This window comes from Thermodesulfobacteriota bacterium, assembly GCA_031082315.1.
Taxonomy (GTDB): domain Bacteria; phylum Desulfobacterota; class QYQD01; order QYQD01; family QYQD01; genus QYQD01.
Genome location: JAVHLC010000013.1, coordinates 39,924 through 56,492, shown reverse-complemented (window position 1 = coordinate 56,492; position 16,569 = coordinate 39,924). Strand labels below are relative to the sequence as shown.

12 protein-coding genes and 1 pseudogene are annotated in these 16,569 nt (G+C 47.1%); 11 read left to right on the top strand and 2 right to left on the bottom strand.

The window, feature by feature from the left end; genetic code table 11:
• The first annotated feature begins 34 nt into the window (after positions 1 to 34).
• From RDU59_11435 to RDU59_11385, 11 genes and pseudogenes are all read left to right on the top strand, one after another.
• Positions 35 to 1,825 carry an AMP-binding protein gene (locus RDU59_11435; protein MDQ7839087.1) on the top strand — a complete coding sequence of 597 codons (1,791 nt, stop codon included), beginning with the start codon at positions 35 to 37 and terminating at the stop codon, positions 1,823 to 1,825.
• Between the two features lie 37 nt (positions 1,826 to 1,862).
• Positions 1,863 to 2,123 (top strand): cytoplasmic protein, encoded by a 261-nt coding sequence (locus tag RDU59_11430; protein ID MDQ7839086.1) that lies wholly within the window; start codon positions 1,863 to 1,865, stop codon positions 2,121 to 2,123.
• Between the two features lie 175 nt (positions 2,124 to 2,298).
• Positions 2,299 to 2,697, top strand: coding sequence for a YajD family HNH nuclease (locus RDU59_11425; protein ID MDQ7839085.1), 399 nt, complete (start codon positions 2,299 to 2,301; stop codon positions 2,695 to 2,697).
• 9 nt (positions 2,698 to 2,706) lie between these two features.
• Entirely contained in the window at positions 2,707 to 3,315 is a 609-nt protein-coding gene (locus RDU59_11420) for an isoprenylcysteine carboxylmethyltransferase family protein (protein ID MDQ7839084.1), read from the top strand.
• 507 nt (positions 3,316 to 3,822) lie between these two features.
• A complete protein-coding gene (locus tag RDU59_11415) occupies positions 3,823 to 4,239 on the top strand; it encodes a DUF2703 domain-containing protein (protein MDQ7839083.1) in 417 nt (138 codons plus the stop codon).
• 477 nt (positions 4,240 to 4,716) lie between these two features.
• Complete coding sequence (locus tag RDU59_11410; protein MDQ7839082.1) at positions 4,717 to 6,879, top strand: site-specific DNA-methyltransferase; 2,163 nt, start codon at positions 4,717 to 4,719, stop codon at positions 6,877 to 6,879.
• 18 nt (positions 6,880 to 6,897) lie between these two features.
• Positions 6,898 to 7,197: pseudogene (locus RDU59_11405) on the top strand (ATP-binding protein).
• A 117-nt stretch (positions 7,198 to 7,314) separates the two neighbouring features.
• The gene (locus RDU59_11400) at positions 7,315 to 8,568 is read left to right on the top strand and encodes an ATP-binding protein (GenBank protein ID MDQ7839081.1); all 1,254 of its coding nucleotides are present in this window, start codon (positions 7,315 to 7,317) and stop codon (positions 8,566 to 8,568) included.
• A 282-nt stretch (positions 8,569 to 8,850) separates the two neighbouring features.
• Complete coding sequence (locus tag RDU59_11395) at positions 8,851 to 11,772, top strand: DEAD/DEAH box helicase family protein (GenBank protein MDQ7839080.1); 2,922 nt, start codon at positions 8,851 to 8,853, stop codon at positions 11,770 to 11,772.
• A 109-nt stretch (positions 11,773 to 11,881) separates the two neighbouring features.
• Positions 11,882 to 12,295 (top strand): nucleotidyltransferase domain-containing protein, encoded by a 414-nt coding sequence (locus RDU59_11390; GenBank protein ID MDQ7839079.1) that lies wholly within the window; start codon positions 11,882 to 11,884, stop codon positions 12,293 to 12,295.
• Positions 12,292 to 12,714, top strand: a complete 423-nt coding sequence (locus tag RDU59_11385) for a DUF86 domain-containing protein (protein ID MDQ7839078.1) — start codon at positions 12,292 to 12,294, stop codon at positions 12,712 to 12,714. The genes RDU59_11390 and RDU59_11385 overlap by 4 nt, the downstream gene beginning before the upstream one ends.
• Before the next feature lie 152 nt (positions 12,715 to 12,866).
• On the opposite strand, the gene malQ is transcribed toward RDU59_11385, so the two are convergent.
• Positions 12,867 to 14,366 carry a 4-alpha-glucanotransferase gene (malQ, locus tag RDU59_11380; GenBank protein ID MDQ7839077.1) on the bottom strand — a complete coding sequence of 500 codons (1,500 nt, stop codon included), beginning with the start codon at positions 14,364 to 14,366 and terminating at the stop codon, positions 12,867 to 12,869.
• A 34-nt stretch (positions 14,367 to 14,400) separates the two neighbouring features.
• The gene (gene glgB / locus RDU59_11375; GenBank protein ID MDQ7839076.1) at positions 14,401 to 16,326 is read right to left on the bottom strand and encodes a 1,4-alpha-glucan branching protein GlgB; all 1,926 of its coding nucleotides are present in this window, start codon (positions 16,324 to 16,326) and stop codon (positions 14,401 to 14,403) included.
• Positions 16,327 to 16,569: the final 243 nt, after the last annotated feature.

Genomic DNA, 16,569 nt, shown 5'->3' with positions numbered 1-16,569 from the left:
ACTGATCGCTGAGAGCTGAAAGCTATATTATAAGATGCGAGACACGATTAACCATTTAATTGAACAGGCCGTATCCAAATTCCCCGGCAGTGTTGCGCTGCAGGAAAGGCATAATACCGGGTGGACAACCCTGTCCTACAGCGCACTGGGAAAAGCTATGGCTGAGATTGGGACCGGTCTTATATCCGTAGGCCTGAAGCCTGGAGACAAGATAGGGCTCTTCATAAATAAGGGCCCACGCTGGCTCATCAGCGATCTTGCCATCCTGGGCAGCGGCGGAATAGATGTCCCGCGCGGTAACGACTTGGCCCTGGACGAGCTTACCTATATAGCCAACCACGCAGAGGTCAAGATCGCTGTCACGGATATGTCCCCGGACACGATCCCAATCCTGAAAAAAGAGGCCCCAGCCATTGAATACATCATCTACTCAGGAGATAAAAGGCCCCCCGAAATAAAGGGTCTCATCACTTGGGAAGAGGTAAGGATTAAGGGAAAAAGGCTGTTATCCACCGGCGATAAGACATTTTTTGACCGGGCTAAAACGGCCAGGGAAAACGATCTGGCCACTATTGTCTATACCTCAGGCACGACCGGGCGGCCCAAAGGGGTTATGCTCACACATGGGAACATAGCTAAAAACGTTGGTTCCGTCCTCAAGTGCATACCCGTTCAACCGGAAGAACGTTTTTTATCCCTCCTTCCGCCTTATCACATGTTCGAAAGGACAGTCGAATATATTGCCCTTTCAAGCGGAGCCACGCTTATTTTCAGTGACCCTCACCACTTTCGTGAGGATCTGTCTGCGCAACAGCCGAATTTCATAGCCGGTGTGCCCAGGCTGTGGGAGATATTTTATCAGGGGGTAATGGACAGACTAAAAAAGGAAAAATACTATAAGCTGATCAGCTTATTGCTTACGGCCAGCAAAAACTTCATAAAATCCGGGCGGTTCATATACCTTCCACTCCATCTCCTCGCTGACCGGCTGATATATAAAACCGTGCGAGATAACCTGGGCGGCAAACTTAGGGTAGCGGTGAGCGGGGGAGGAACCCTGCCGCCCCATCTCGATGATTTTTTCGAAATGATAGGAGTAACCCTTCTCAACGGCTACGGGCTGACGGAAACCTCGCCCGTTCTTACCATAAGACGGCCGGAAGCCAACATGAAAGGCAGCGCGGGAAGACCGATACCCGAAACAGAGATAAAAATACTGACCGAAACTGAGGAACCCGTCCCGCCCGGCAAGGCAGGGATTATCTGGGTGAAGGGGCCTCAGGTGATGCGGGGATACTTTAAGGACAAGGAGGCCACGGATAAGGTACTCAAAAATGGCTGGCTGAATACCGGCGATCTCGGCATGCTGACCCCGCAAGGGAATCTCGTCATCACCGGCCGGGCCAAGGATACTATCGTCCTTTTAAGCGGTGAAAACATTGAACCGGAACCTATAGAAACCGCCCTGTCTCTAAGTCCTTTCATATCTCAGGTCATCATTGTCGGACAGGACCGGAAACACCTGGGCGCGCTCATAGTACCGTATAGACAGGCTATCGAGGATTACTGCCTCGGACATAATATACGTTGCAGTGATAAAGAAGAATTAATAGAGTATCCTGAGATTGTCCAACTTATCAAAAATGAGACAGATCAACTCCACAATAAAAAAGAAGGCACCCGGCCATGGGCAAGGATTATCAGGTTTAAACTGATTCCTGAAGAATGGACTGCACAAAGCGGCCTTTTGACCTTTACCTTAAAAAAGAAAAGGGCGGCCATCGCCGCAACATTTCAAGAAGAGATAGAAGACCTCTACCGGTAAGGTAGTAATAATACGACAGCGGAGGCTCTTTACTTATATGGGCAGACACAGACATGAATTTGTGAATACATTTGATGAAGGCCAGATAGCCTTTGGCTTAAGCCGGGAACTGGATGAAAAGTCCCTCATCGCGTACCTGCAAAAGTTTACCGATGACGAGCTAATGCATCTTTTAGTAAAACGCTTAAGCGATACCGAGGTCTCAGAGATAGTTGACTTTGTAACTGGAACACTTAAAAAACACCTGGCGGAGGAAGAATACCACCAGTATTTCCTAAAAGATGAAGGGCATCACTGAGATAAATTACTTAAGAAGGCTCTTTCTCATCAAGTGGGTAAGTTAAGAGCCTCTTGCAAAAGCCTCCATTCTGTCATTCCCGCAGCGATTCTGAGCGGGAATCTGGTTCTAACTGCGTGAAAAATTATATCCCCGAATGCCCCCCTTTTGTCCGCGCGGGCTGGAGAGTGTGCATATGTCACTGAAGAAGACACAAACAGAGGGCGACAAGCTGGATCAGATTATTGCTGAAGCTCGCCGCGACCGAGAGCGCCGGCAGAAGACCTATCGGGAGCGAGCCCTCAAGATCTTCCCGTGGATATGTGCGCGGTGCGGGCGTGAATTCACGGGCAAGAGACTTCGTGAGCTGACAGTCCATCATAAGGACCACAACCACGATAACAATCCGCCTGATGGCAGCAACTGGGAGCTGCTGTGTCTCTATTGCCATGACAATGAACACTCACGATATCTGGATGCAGAATGGTCTGACGGTCCGACGCCGGGAGGCGAGCAGGAACCACCTTCGACTTACAGGTCGTTCGCTAATCTCGCTGCCTTGCTGAAGGACAAAAACCTGAAGGACAAAAAGTAAAGGAACGCCGTGCATACAGCAGCTGAAAGATACAGACTTGGATTTAGTTGGTTAATTGGATTAATTTTCATCTCAATAATTCTATTTTCAAAATCAGGTCACGAAGGGTCACTTTCATATGAAATTCTAGAATTATCCGGATATGTATTGATAGTTATCGCAACCCTTGGACGAATATGGGCTACCGTTTACATCGGAGGAAGAAAAGACGAAGAATTATGTCAGGATGGACCATATTCTATATGGCGAAATCCTCTGTATGTGTTCTCTTTTCTCGGTGCAGTTGGGATCATTCTTAGCTCTGGAAAATTAATACTTCTTTTTATAATCATGCCTTTTTTTATTTATAACTACTACTTTGTTATTAAAGGAGAAGAAGCAAGACTCTTTGAATTATTTGGAAATGAATACGCTGAATACTGCAAAAAAGTTAAACGAATTATCCCAAACTTCAATAACTATTGGTCAAAAAACAAATTCGAAATTTACCCAAAGGTTTTCTTTCGCTCAATGGTTCATGCCAGTTTTTTTATGTGGTTATTCATTTTATTAGAATTTCTTGAATATTTTGAAGAAAATACAAAATTGATACCGACCTTATTTTATTTGCCATTTTAGAGAATAAAATCTAATCGGGTAGCCGGGGCTTCTCTCCCCCAGTCCCCATACCACCTGGCATCCGCCTGAAGCGGATTCGTCGGCTCATAGTTTTGCACTCCGGGTTACCGCTCCCTGCGGTTGCTCTCGCCGTTGGCTCGTGGTCTCCGCTACGCTTCGGACCCTTCAGACGGTCTCTCACGATTCCGCCCTTGCCTTCGGCCAGTACTTCTGCTAGAATCCCAAAAGTCTAAGGACCACTTATGAGCCGTGTCCTGTTGCAAGGCATCGTGGGAAATATCCGGTTTGACGATTTGCCCGTTAACTGGACTGTTTTCATACCCACAACATATCCACAACGTTTAATCTTGAAATATCGGTTAATTCCTACTATAAATTTCAAAATACATCCATACTGAGCCGATAAATTCCCAAATAACAGCGTGCGCGTGCGCAGTTCAGTTCAACAGGATTTTTTACGGTCAGCTTCGCGCCGTAAAAACTCTTATTCGTTAGACGGAGGATAGGATGAAAACATTGTCGATGCGATGGCAAAGGCTCGTAAACGAAGCGGGACAGACTTGCGAACGCTGTGATTCTACTGGTAACGCAACCCAAAAAGCATTTGAGAAGCTTCAGAGATCACTTGCTGAACTTGGCATACACGTTCAGTTGGAAACAAACATTCTCGACTTCTCAACATTTACAAAAGATCCCCTTCAATCGAACCGGATTTGGATTGGCGGAAGACCTCTGGAAGAATGGGTCGACGCGAAGGTGGGCCGAAGCCAATGTTGCGATGTTTGCGGAAGCTCCGAATGCAGGACGGTATCAGTAGAAGGAACTACTTATGAGACAATACCAGAAGAACTAATTATAAGGGCCGGTCTTCTTGCCGCTGCGGAACTTTTTGAGAAAGGCAAATCAGAATGTTGTATTTCATAAAAATGACACCATCTAATTGGCAACCGGGGGCTTCTCTCTCCCAGTCCCCCACCCTGGCATCCGCCTAAGGTGAAATAGTGAATATTCAGCTTCCATCAGACGGTCTCGCACGATTCCACCCTTGCCTTCGGACAGCACTTTTGCTAAGGTATCAACATATTAAGCAGGGGTTACCCTGTTAATTTTCCCGCAGGGAACCCTATTTAACAGGGTAACCGTACAGGGGGCTTACAGCCCTTAAGTTGGGCGGAACCCATTGAAATGATATGCAAAAGGAAGCCAAGGCCAGAATCCTGATAAACGACCTTCTCCACGGACTTTGTGTTCCGGCTTACACCGGAAGAGACCGTCCATTGTTTGAGGTCACAAATTGTGACCTCAAATGAAAACGCGGACCGGTCACAATCTGTGACCGGTTCCAGGGGTGGAAGGCGCTACTATCCTTACGTTCTGCCATTTAGTAGGAGTATATCTTAGATGCCTGAGTCATTAATAGAACAGCTTCCCAAAATAGTTGCCGAGGGTAAGAAGGAAGTTGAAAAGATACTCGAGCGGTTGTCGGGGCCGAACAAGCTGGCCTTGCAGACCAATGAGTATGTATTGCCGTCCAAGGACAAGTCGGGGTTGTTCCGGGGACAGATAACAGAGTTGAACGAAAAGGAATGGCACAACCGGCTTATCTATGGCGACAATCTGCTGGTGATGCAGGCGCTTCTTGCCGGGGACCCGGCTACGGGACTTCCTTCCATGCGTGGGAAGATTGACCTTATTTATATAGACCCGCCCTTTGACAGCAAGGCGGATTACCGCACAAAAATCACCTTACCGTCTGTTTCGAAAATCTCCCCTAACCCCTCTTTTCCAAAGAGGGGAACCGAAGATGCTACCCCCCCCTTAGCAAATGGGCACACAACACAACTCCCCCCTTTAGCAAAGGGGGGCAGGGGGGATTTGTCTGTTACCATCGAGCAGAAACCCACAGTCCTTGAGCAGTTTGCCTATTCCGACACATGGAAGGACGGGACCGTCAGCTATCTGCAAATGATCTATCCGCGCCTTGTCCTGATGCGGGAGCTTCTGAGCGACCAAGGGTCCATATATGTGCATCTTGACTGGCATGTGGGGCATTATGTGAAGGTGCTGATGGATGAGGTGTTTGGGAAAGACAATTTTAGAAATGAAGTCGTATGGAAAAGGTCAACAGCACACTCCGACTCAGGTACCTTTGGCACGGTCCATGATGTTATTCTTTTTTATACTAAGACGAATTCAGATTGGATTTGGAATCAACAGTATTCGCCATATACTGAAGAGTATATCAATAATCAGTTTAGATACACTGATGAGAGTGGAAGGCGTTATCGGTCTGGAGATTTATCGGCAGCAGGATTAAGTGGCGGTGGATACGAATATGAATGGAAGGGGATTAAACGACTATGGCGTTGCCCGCCTGCCACGATGGAAAAGCTTGAGCATGAAGGGAAGCTAACATATACAGGAAAGGGACTGGTTCGATTAAAAATATATTTAGATGAAATGCCGGGGCTGCCTACTCAAAGCATCTGGGACGATGTTAATCGGATACATCACTTAGCTAACGAACGACTCGATTATGGTACTCAAAAACCCGAAGCCCTGCTCGAACGTATAATCAAGGCTTCTTCAAACGAACAATCCATCGTTGCTGACTTCTTCGGAGGTTCCGGCACAACCGGCGCAGTGGCCGAAAGGCTTGGTCGCAGGTGGATCGTATCGGACATCGGGAAACCCGCCATAATGGTTTCCAGAAAGCGGCTCATTGACCAGGAAAGCAGACCGTTTATCTATCAATCCATTGGTGACTACCAGAAGGAGGCCTTTGCATCGTCCCGCATATACCGGCGCATTGGCGACCTTTCCAATGTGGTCTTAAACCTCTACGGCGCTCTGCCTTTCCCCGATGAACAGAATCCGAACAGGAACCTCGGCTATCTCAAGAACAGCAGGACTTTGGTGATGGTGGATTCCCCTTCCAAGATCACCGGCCATGCGACGCTGAAACGGGCGCAGGAGATGAGGGGGTCTTTCCTTGGCGGGTGGGAAAAGGTCGTTGTTCTTGGCTGGAACTTCGCCTTTGACATAGCAACCATAATCAGGAGCCTGAATGATGAAAGGCTTGAGGTATTGGTCATCCCGCCGGACCTCCTGGATAAACTTAAAAGCAAATCGAGCTATCAGAGCCTTCTCAAGAACGGAAAGATACGCTTTTCATCGCTTCAATACCTTTCTATCAAGAAGCCGGTTGTCAGCAGCTATTCCTCGGACATTGATGAAATAAGGATTGAGCTGGACAATTACATCCTCCTTTCCCCTGACGCCCTTCCCCTCGATGAGGAGAACAGGGAGAAGCTCCAGGAGGTCATGGCAATGGAGCCGCTAGCCTTGATTGAATACTGGAGCGTTGATCCCGATTACGACGGAGAGACCTTCCGCAGCAAGTGGCAGGACTACCGGGGAAATACCGAAAACGACGACGACCCGTTCCGGGTTGTGAAAGATGTGCGCATACTGGCCCCGAAGGTAAAGGGGAAGCGAAGGATTTGCGTAAAGGCCGTTGATGTCTTCGGGTTTGAGAGCGTGGTGGTGGTGGAGGTGGGATAGTTTATTTTCGGAGAAAGTATGACACAGCAGGAATTACAGGCATATTTAAAGCTTCATTACGCCAAAGAAAATGAGCGTTGCGAGTGGAAAGGATTCAGCAACCTTACGCACGATGTTTCTGGCAGGAAAGGTGAAGACGCTATTTCTTACGTATCCGCGATAGCAAACATGAATGGCGGACATCTTGTAATAGGTGTAGAAGACAAGACCCTGAATATTTCGGGAATAAAGAACTTTCACGATTACACGCCGGAAAATCTTCCGGCCCGAATTATCGGCAACTGCACAAACCTGCCATCCGAGGGATTGCGCGTTGAAAGCTTGAGCACAAGTGATTCCCATAAAACGGTCTGGATAATCCATATCCCGAAACATGCGCCCCGCAGGCCGATAATTGCTCACAAGCAAGCATGGCAGCGGTTCGGCGATAATCTCGTGAAACTCACAAGAGAAAGAGAAGAGGCAATTCTAAATGAGCCTACAAGCAATATAGACGACTGGAGCGCTGTTATTGTGTTAGGCGCGACTATAGGAGACCTTGATCCGTCGGCAATTGCAACGGCACGGGAAAACTATAAAAACAAGTTTCCTGATAAAGCCACAGAAGTGGATACATGGGATGATGTCACTTTTCTAAACAAGGCCAAAGTTACTATCAAAGGCAAGATAACCCGCACAGCCATTATCCTGCTTGGAAAAGAGGAGTCCGAGCATTTTATCAGTCCCGCTGAAGCAAAGATACGCTGGCTGCTGAAAGATGCTAAGGGCAACAATAAAGATTACCGGATTGAAGCATGCCCTTTATTGCTGGCTGTTGATAAGATTTACAGCAGGATCAGGAAGCTGAAATATCGCTATATAAAAGACGGGACCCTGTTTCCTGACGAAGTAGATCAATATGAGCCGTATGTAATCCGTGAAGCCATTAATAACTGCATTGCCCATCAGGACTATACCAAGGGAGGCAGAATTAATGTTGTTGAAATGGAAGATCAACTGATATTCACCAACTTGGGCAGTTTTATTCCAGGCTCAGTCGAAAAAGTGGTTCACGAAAATGCGCCTGAAGAGCATTACCGCAACAAGTTTCTGGCAACAGCCATGTTCAATCTGAAGATGGTAGATACTGCTGGCGGCGGCATCCGTAAGATGTTCAATTTTCAGAGGGAGCGTTACTTCCCCATGCCGGAATACGATTTATCTGAAGGAAAAGTGAAAGTAACCATCACGGGAAAGGTATTGGATATGGAATATGCCCGTGTATCGGCGCAAAACAAGGACTTATCGTTAGCTGAAATCATCATGCTTGATAAGGTGCAAAAGAAGAAAAAGCTCACACCAGCAGAAGAAAAATATTTGAGAGATAAAAAACTAATCGAAGGCAGAAAACCCAATTACTATATTTCGGCCAAAGTAGCTCAAAAGACAGGTCAGAAAGCTGCTTATACCAAGAACAAGCCTTTTGATAAGGCATATTATTTAGACCTTATCGAAAAAGCTATTAGAGAACATGGTCATGTAGAAAGAAATGATGTAGATGAACTGTTATGGAATAAACTGCCGGAATGGATGAATGATAAACAGAAAAAAATAAAGATAAACAATCTGTTGGCTGAACTTAGAAGGAAGAACAGGATCAGAAATGATGGGAGCGATACAAAATCAAAATGGGTTCTAATAGCATCGTAATTTATTAGAGCATTTATTAGAGATCTATTAGAGAAAGAAATTAATAAGTAAATGAGGACAAAGGGTTATGACCTCTAATAGTTTGTATACAGTATACACTTTTATTACGTGAGAACTCAAAACCGAAGGAAAGCTCAGGTATTGTAGATTCTTATGTAACAGTTATGTAACTGATCGGGCCTTTTCCCTTGTAACTTATTAATTATTAAGAATTATTTTATGTGACGGTTATGTGATTGAGAACAAATACGATGAAAGCGATAAGAACCATAGAGGCATTAGATGGCAGTCTCACTTAACACAGGCACCAGAGACGTCCCTTTAAGATTCGCAAGAGAGCTGACCTCTATAGTCAACCAGGAATGGGAAGGCGGCGGCTTCTTGGCAAAGGCAACGCCTGTGACTCAGGACCTCCTCAGGTTCTGGTTTAATGATTCCTTTTGCGATGCGAGGAGTATAAACTTCCACGCTGGGCAGAGAGAGGCGATCCTTAATACCATCTATCTCCATGAAATCCTGAAGACCGACTCCGTATTTGATATGTACACCTCTGTAAATGATGAAATTACCGCAGAGATGGATATCGCATATCTGAACAGGGACAGGTTCAGCCATCCCAAATATTGCCTTAAAATGGCCACAGGAACGGGGAAGACGTGGGTCTTGAACGCCCTTCTTATCTGGCAGTATCTGAATGCGAGGTTTGAAGATGTTCCGGGTGGACGTTACTCCAAACGCTTCCTGATCGTTGCCCCCGGACTCATCGTGTACGAACGTCTCTTGGATGCCTATCTCGGCAAGGAAGAACAGAGCGGGGAAAGGAACTTTCATACCTCCGACTTTAAGAGGTATGAGGAGCTTTTCATCCCGCCTGCTTACAAGGAAATACTGTTTGGATTTATACAGACCAATGTGGTCAAGAAGGATGAGATAGGCCGGAAGGTGACTGGTGACGGGATGATTGCCATCACCAACTGGCACCTCCTGACAGGGGAGGATGAGGAAGAGGATATTGATGTCTCTCCGTTGGAGAACCCTTCAGCGGCTGTCAGGGAACTACTCCCTGTCACGCCCGGGACCTCAGCCGGTCATTCTCTGGAGGCACTTGATAATCAATACCTGAGCGGTGGAGAGATAGAGTATCTGGCTGGACTTGATAATTTGGTGGTCTTCAACGACGAGGCCCACCATATACATGAAACCAAGAAGGCAGGAATTGTATCAGATGTAGAGTGGCAGAAGTCACTGAACAGGCTTGCCGAGGGGAAAGGAAGCCGTTTTGTGCAGATAGATTTTTCCGCAACTCCTTATGATGTGACAGGAAGCGGACAGAAGAGGACCAAACACTATTTTCCGCACATTATAGTTGATTTTGACCTTAAGACCGCCATCCACAAGGGCCTGGTCAAGACGATCGCCCTTGATAAGCGCAAGGAAATTGCAACAATGGAGCTGGACTTCAAGGCCGTGCGTGACGGGAACAAGGTGGTAGGTCTTTCTGATGGTCAGAAGCTTATGCTCAGGGCCGGACTCCAGAAATCGAAGATACTTGAGCAGCAGTTTGTTGATCTGACAAAAGACAAGGTCGGTGTATCTGACAAATATCCCAAGATGCTGGTTATATGCGAAGACACTAAAGTGTCCCCCCATGTTGTGGATTTTCTGATCGACAGCGAGGGGTTGAGCGCCGAAGACGTTGTTCAGATAGATTCCGACCGTAAAGGCTCCATACCGCCAAAGGAGTGGCAGGATGTAAAACAGCGCCTCTTCAACATGGACAAGCATGAAAGGCCGAAGGTAGTGGTCTCGGTGCTGATGCTGCGGGAGGGGTTTGATGTAAGCAATATATGTGTGATCGTCCCCCTGCGCTCAACCCAGTCGCCTATTCTCCTGGAGCAGATTATAGGGCGGGGTCTGCGCCTCATGTGGCGGGAGCCGGATTATCAGGACATCAAGAATGAAAACAGGGTCAGGCTGCTCCAGAAAAAGCAGGAGCCTTCCAACTACCTCGATATCCTGAGCATCGTCGAACACCCCGCATTTATTGAGTTCTACGATGACTTAGTTGAGGAAGGTCTCATCGGTGAATCTCGTGAATTGCCAGGCAGTCGTGAGAGTGTGCTCGGTGATATTATCAGGGTAGGACTGAAGGAGAATTATAAGGATTATGATCTTTACTGGCCTATTATCGTGCAGGACAAAGAAGAGATACTTCAGGTGATGGATCCTTCGGTAGCCTATTTTGCAGAATTCGATTGGTACACTCTGGAGCAACTTAAAAAGATGGCCCCCAAGAATGGCGAGGCCTTTTTTTCGGAAGAGGTAACTGTAAAGACACGATTCGGGGATTACAAAGTAACTGCAGACCTATTTACCGCAAAAAGCTACAACGAGTTTCTGGCAAAGATAGTTAAGGTTGTTACCAGTTCCCTTGTCAAAGTAAGCCAGAGAACCACAAAAGACTATCCCGTCATGCAGATAAATAATGTAGCGCTGGTGAGGGCAATTGATGAATTCATAAGAACCCGCCTTTTCAAGCAACCATTTGATCCCTTTGTTGACAACAACTGGAGAGTCCTCCTTCTATCCAAGACTGGCATAACGGAGCATATAATTAAAGAGGTAAGCCAGACGATTTACGACATGCAAAACAATATTCAAGTCGAAGAGGCCGTTGTGCTCAAAAAGTATTTCTCAGAAGTTGAAGAATTGAAGATGCGGGGAAATTTTTCCCTTCCCGTGGCCAAGACCATCTACGAACGGCTGCCGTACCCTTCAAATAAGGGAGAACTGGAGAAAAACTTCATCCTGTATTGCGACAGCGATTCCGGCGTGGACCGCTTCCTGAAGATAAACGAAAACCAGCACCATTTTGCCCATTTTAACTATATCCGCACAGACGGGATGCTGTCTTCATATTATCCTGATTTTATTGTAAAGACTGGCCCGGACATGTACCTTGTGGAGACGAAGGCACAAAAGGATGTCCAGGATCTGAACGTGAAACAGAAAGAGCTAGGGGCACTGGACAGGCTGCGGAAGATAAACGAGCTTAAGCCGGAGGACAGGATGGAATCTGAATGGAAGTATGCCATTCTCGGCGATACAACTTTTTACTCTATGAGAGATCGTGGCGCATCCGTCAAAGAGATATTGGAGTTCTCAAAACTGACGAGGGAAAGGATTAGGGGGACCTTGTTTTAAAAGGACAGCCCCCCAAAGTATGGGGGACCTTGTTATATACAGGCACGTGATTCTTATGGACGGGTGAATTCACCCTATTTCCGGCAATGAAGATTATTGAGGTGAGGGTATGAACGCAAGGGATGTCATTATTAAGGCCTCTCTTAAGTATTATCCCGATTTACAGGCCATTTATCTTTTCGGCACATACGGCACGGATGAGGAATGGCCGGACAGTGATGTCGATATTGCGCTGCTTTTGCCATGGAAAAAGTCAAAAGAGGCAGGCTCTCTAATGATGAGCGACTTACGTTTTGAACTGGAATCTTTGTTGAATAAGGATGTAGATTTGATCAATTTACGAGAGGTTTCCACTGTCCTCCAGAAGGAAGTTATCGTTGCCGGTCGCCGAATTTATTGTGCCGATGAATATGCCACAGATGAATTCGAAATGCTCGTCCTTTCTTATTACCAGAAATTAAGCGAGGAACGCAGGGATATTTTACAGTCATTCTTTGAGACCAGGAGGGCTTTTAATGTATGAATGACATTGTGATTAATAAAATACAAAGCATTCAACGCTGCATAGAACGCGCAAGAGAGGAGTATATGAAAAATCCGGAAGGATTTGATGATGATTACTCCCGGCAGGATGCCGCTGTCTTAAATATCCTTCGGGCATGCGAACAGGCGCTCGACCTGGCAAATCATATTATTAAAGCGCACAAAATGGGAATTCCAACTTCCAGCGCCGAGAGTTTTGACCTCCTGCGGAAGAAATCCGTCATCGACAGCACTCTTACAGAAAAATTAAAGAAAATGGTCCACTTTCGAAATGTCGTCATTCATCAGTATCAAAGGATGGATATAGAGATTGTTAAATCCGTCATAAAAAGCGATCTTGATAATCTTGTTGCTTTCACGGAAAGAATCATGGAGTTTGGCGATGGCAATCCATCCTGATTTCCCTCAATCACCCCATTAAAGACTAAGTCCAGGGGACATTGAAGCTCCCCGCAGCAAGCTGCAGGGAATCTCCGTATGCAAGGTAAAATGCATCGTATTCGCTCGCTAACCCCGCTGCAATCAGCGGGGAATGCGCTCGCTATGCATGTTTATGCCCGTCCATAAATATGGGTAAGCTCTGAAAAGCTGGCAGCCAGAGAAGGCGTTAATTGTCCCGGCAACAGCCTCCATTCCCAGTTCCCGTTAGCTGTAGATGGGGTATTCATCCGGGCCTCTCCCCCCAGGCCAAGGATGTCCTGCATGGGGATGATAACCAGATCGGCCACGGACATCATGGCCATCCTTGTGAGTTCCTGGTGAATCGTCTCCTCTGAGACCTCCCGCCCGAGGTATTGAAAAAGCCTCTGCTTGTCTTCAGGTCTGGCCTCTTTCCTGAACCATCCCTTAGCCGTGTTATTGTCATGCGTTCCTGTATATACCACACAATTTTTTACGTGATTGTGCGGCACATAGGGATTCGTCGCCAGGTTGTCGCCAAAGGCAAAGAGGAGTATCTTCATCCCCGGAAACCCATACAGTTCCATAATCTCCTTTACATCCGGGGTTATAATACCCAGGTCTTCGGCAATAACGGGAAGGGAGAGAAAATGTTTCAAAAGCTTATCGAAAAAGTCCCGAACCGGGACTTCTACCCATCTTCCATTTATAGCCGTCTCTTCACCTGCCGGGACCTCCCAATAGGCCACAAGCCCCCTGAAATGGTCGAGCCTGATTATATTAAAGAGTTTCAGGTTGTGTTCTATAAGCCTTATCCACCAATCGTAGCCGGTTTTCTTCAGGGCTTCCCAATTATAAACCGGATTACCCCACAACTGGCCTGTGCTACTGAAATAATCCGGCGGGACTCCAGACACAAACACAGGCCTTTTGTTTTCGCCCAATTTGAATATCCGGGGATTGGCCCATACGTCCGCGCTGTCGTAATTCACATAGATAGGAATGTCTCCTATTATCTGGATGTCTCTGCTATTACAGTAAGCCCTTAATGAATGCCACTGTTTGTAAAATACATACTGAAGGAACTTCTCCATCTCAATTTTGTCTTTAAGCTTGCCCTTTAACTCGTTATCTATCTCCCCTTTTCTATCTCTGATATCCTCCGGCCATTCGCCCCAAACGGCCCCGCTGAAACTTTCCTTTAGAGTCACAAACAGGGCATAATCATCAAGCCAGTAGCGATTCTCATTACAAAACTCTTCAAAGTCGCAATCTTTTTGCCTTCTTTTTTTAAAGTTGCCATAGGCGGCGCGAAAAAGTTCTGTCTTGTACTCGGTCACGGCCTCGTAGATAACCATTTCATTAGAGAACGGAGGGCAGTCTTCGACATCCCTTTTTGAGAGAAGGCCTTCCTCTACCAGGCGCTCAGGACTGATAAGGAGTGTATTCCCGGCAAAGGCAGAAAAGCTGCTGTAGGGAGAATTGCCGTGCGCCGTACTGGTAGGCTTTAAGGGGAGTATCTGCCAGAAGCCCTGTCTGGTTTCAGAAAGAAAATCTACAAACTGGTACGCCGATGGGCCTAAATCTCCTATACCGTAAGATGAAGGCAGGGATGTGATGTGGAGCAATATGCCGCTTCCTCGCCTCTTCATTTATTTCTCCTCAAATTTTCGGCATTGTTCGCTGTTATCTCCTATGCCCCTCACTTTTAAAAAAGAGAACACCCAACGGAGGCAGCCGCAGGGACAGAGAATAGGGTCTCCCGTGCGCCGGAACCGAGGCTGCTTCAACGCCCCCGGAATTTCCCCAATTGCTTCCCCAGTATATATGGGCATCGCTGTTTAAGACCTCTCGCCAGTGGCCTCCCCGTGGGACTCCGACCCGGTAGTTCTCTCTGGGAATCGGAGTAAAGTTACAGACCACCAGAATTATATCGTCCGTATTTTTGCCTTTTCTTATAAAGCTTATACTGCTTTGCTCCCAATCATAGGAGTCTATCCACTCAAAACCCTCTGCCTCAAAATCCAGTTCATACATGGCCGGCTCGTTTCGGTAAAAGTGGTTCAGATCCCTGAGCCACCTGTGCACCCCATGATGAGCGGGATACTCAAGGACATGCCATTCCAGACTCTCTTCGTGGACCCACTCCCTGCACTGCCCGAATTCATCGCCCATAAAGAGCAGCTTCTTTCCAGGGTGACCGTACATATATCCAAATAAAAGCCTGAGATTGGCAGACCTCTGCCACTCATCCCCGGGCATCTTTCCGGACAGCGCGCCTTTTCCATGAACCACCTCATCGTGCGAAAGGGGAAGGACGAAATTTTCTGTAAAGGCGTACCAGATGCTGAAGGTAAGCTGGTTGTGATGATACTTTCTAAAGACAGGGTCGTTGGAAAAATAATCCAGGGTATCGTGCATCCAGCCCATGTTCCACTTCATGCCGAATCCGAGGCCCCCCACGTACGGCGGCCGTGAAACCATAGGCCAGGCGGTTGACTCTTCCGCCATGGTCTGAACGTCGGGATAATTTTCGTAAACCACCTCGTTAAATCTTCTTATAAAGTTTATTGCTTCTATATTCTCGTTCCCTCCATACTCATTTGGTATCCAATCTCCACCCGTTCTCGCATAGTCCAGATAGAGCATGGAGGCCACGGCATCCACCCGAAGACCATCAATATGGTATTTGTCAAGCCAGAAGAGGGCGCTGCTGATAAGGAAATTTCTCACCTCGTTTCGCCCATAGTTAAAAATGGCGCTTTTCCAATCGGGATGAAATCCCTTCCTGAGGTCTTCATGTTCATAAAGGTGCGTGCCGTCAAAATAGATCAGCCCGTACTCGTCATTCGGAAAATGGGAAGGCACCCAATCCAGGATAATGCCGATTCCATTTTGATGGAGATGGTCAATGAAGTACATAAAATCCTGGGGAGTCCCATACCGGCTGGTAGGGGCAAAATATCCCAAGGTCTGATACCCCCAGGAGCCGTAGAAGGGATGTTCCATGACCGGCAATAATTCCACATGGGTAAAACCCATCTCTTTTGTATAATCCGCCAGGTAGTGTGCCATTTCCCGGTAGGTGAGAAACCGGTTGCCCTCTTCCGGCACCCGGCGCCATGATCCGAGGTGAACCTCGTAGATGGAAAAAGGGGCGTCTAGCCTGTTGTGATGGCGCCGGTTTTTCATCCATTCCCCGTCGTTCCACCCATATCCCAGGTCCCACACCACGCTGGCCGTTCTCGGAGGAGCCTCCCATAGAAAGGCATAGGGATCTCCCTTATCCACCGTATAGTTATTGTAATTCGAGACGATGTGGTACTTATAGAGCGCACCCTGGCCAATACCGGGGATAAAGCCTTCCCAGACACCGGAGCTGTCGTCTCTTGACCTTAAAGGATGGGTCTCCGGAACCCATCCGTTGAAATCGCCCACTACAGACACCTTATGTGCATTCGGCGCCCAGACGGCAAAGTAGGCGCCCTTCACATCACCTATTGTCGTTGCATGCGACCCCAGTTTGTCATAGAGTAGAAAATGATTTCCTTCTTTAAAAAGATATGTATCATGTTCTGTAATAAGGCTTACATCATATCGTACGTTCTCCATCCTACCTCCTTGTCTTCTTTAAAACCAAAATAGTGTTCATCCGGAAACTACCGTTTCCGGCTTCACGCTTTCAGCGATCAGCGATTAGCTGTCAGCATGTTTGTTATCCGTTAACCGTTAACCGTTGTCCGACATTTTCTTTCGGTAAACGGTCAACAGTGAACGGTGGACCGGCTTCATGCCGATAGCTGAGTGCTGATAGCTCGTCCGGAATTTTTTGGGTGTCCGGATGAAAACCATTTA

Excerpts from the sequence above, each read along its gene's own strand:
- RDU59_11435 (MDQ7839087.1), top strand. The coding sequence starts at position 35 with ATGCGAGACACGATTAACCATTTAATTGAACAGGCCGTATCCAAATTC.
- RDU59_11430 (MDQ7839086.1), top strand. The coding sequence starts at position 1,863 with ATGGGCAGACACAGACATGAATTTGTGAATACATTTGATGAAGGCCAG.
- RDU59_11425 (MDQ7839085.1), top strand. The coding sequence starts at position 2,299 with ATGTCACTGAAGAAGACACAAACAGAGGGCGACAAGCTGGATCAGATT.
- RDU59_11415 (MDQ7839083.1), top strand. The coding sequence starts at position 3,823 with ATGAAAACATTGTCGATGCGATGGCAAAGGCTCGTAAACGAAGCGGGA.
- RDU59_11410 (MDQ7839082.1), top strand. The coding sequence starts at position 4,717 with ATGCCTGAGTCATTAATAGAACAGCTTCCCAAAATAGTTGCCGAGGGT.
- RDU59_11395 (MDQ7839080.1), top strand. The coding sequence starts at position 8,851 with ATGGCAGTCTCACTTAACACAGGCACCAGAGACGTCCCTTTAAGATTC.
- RDU59_11390 (MDQ7839079.1), top strand. The coding sequence starts at position 11,882 with ATGAACGCAAGGGATGTCATTATTAAGGCCTCTCTTAAGTATTATCCC.
- RDU59_11385 (MDQ7839078.1), top strand. The coding sequence starts at position 12,292 with ATGAATGACATTGTGATTAATAAAATACAAAGCATTCAACGCTGCATA.
- malQ (MDQ7839077.1), bottom strand. The coding sequence starts at position 14,366 with ATGAAGAGGCGAGGAAGCGGCATATTGCTCCACATCACATCCCTGCCT.
- glgB (MDQ7839076.1), bottom strand. The coding sequence starts at position 16,326 with ATGGAGAACGTACGATATGATGTAAGCCTTATTACAGAACATGATACA.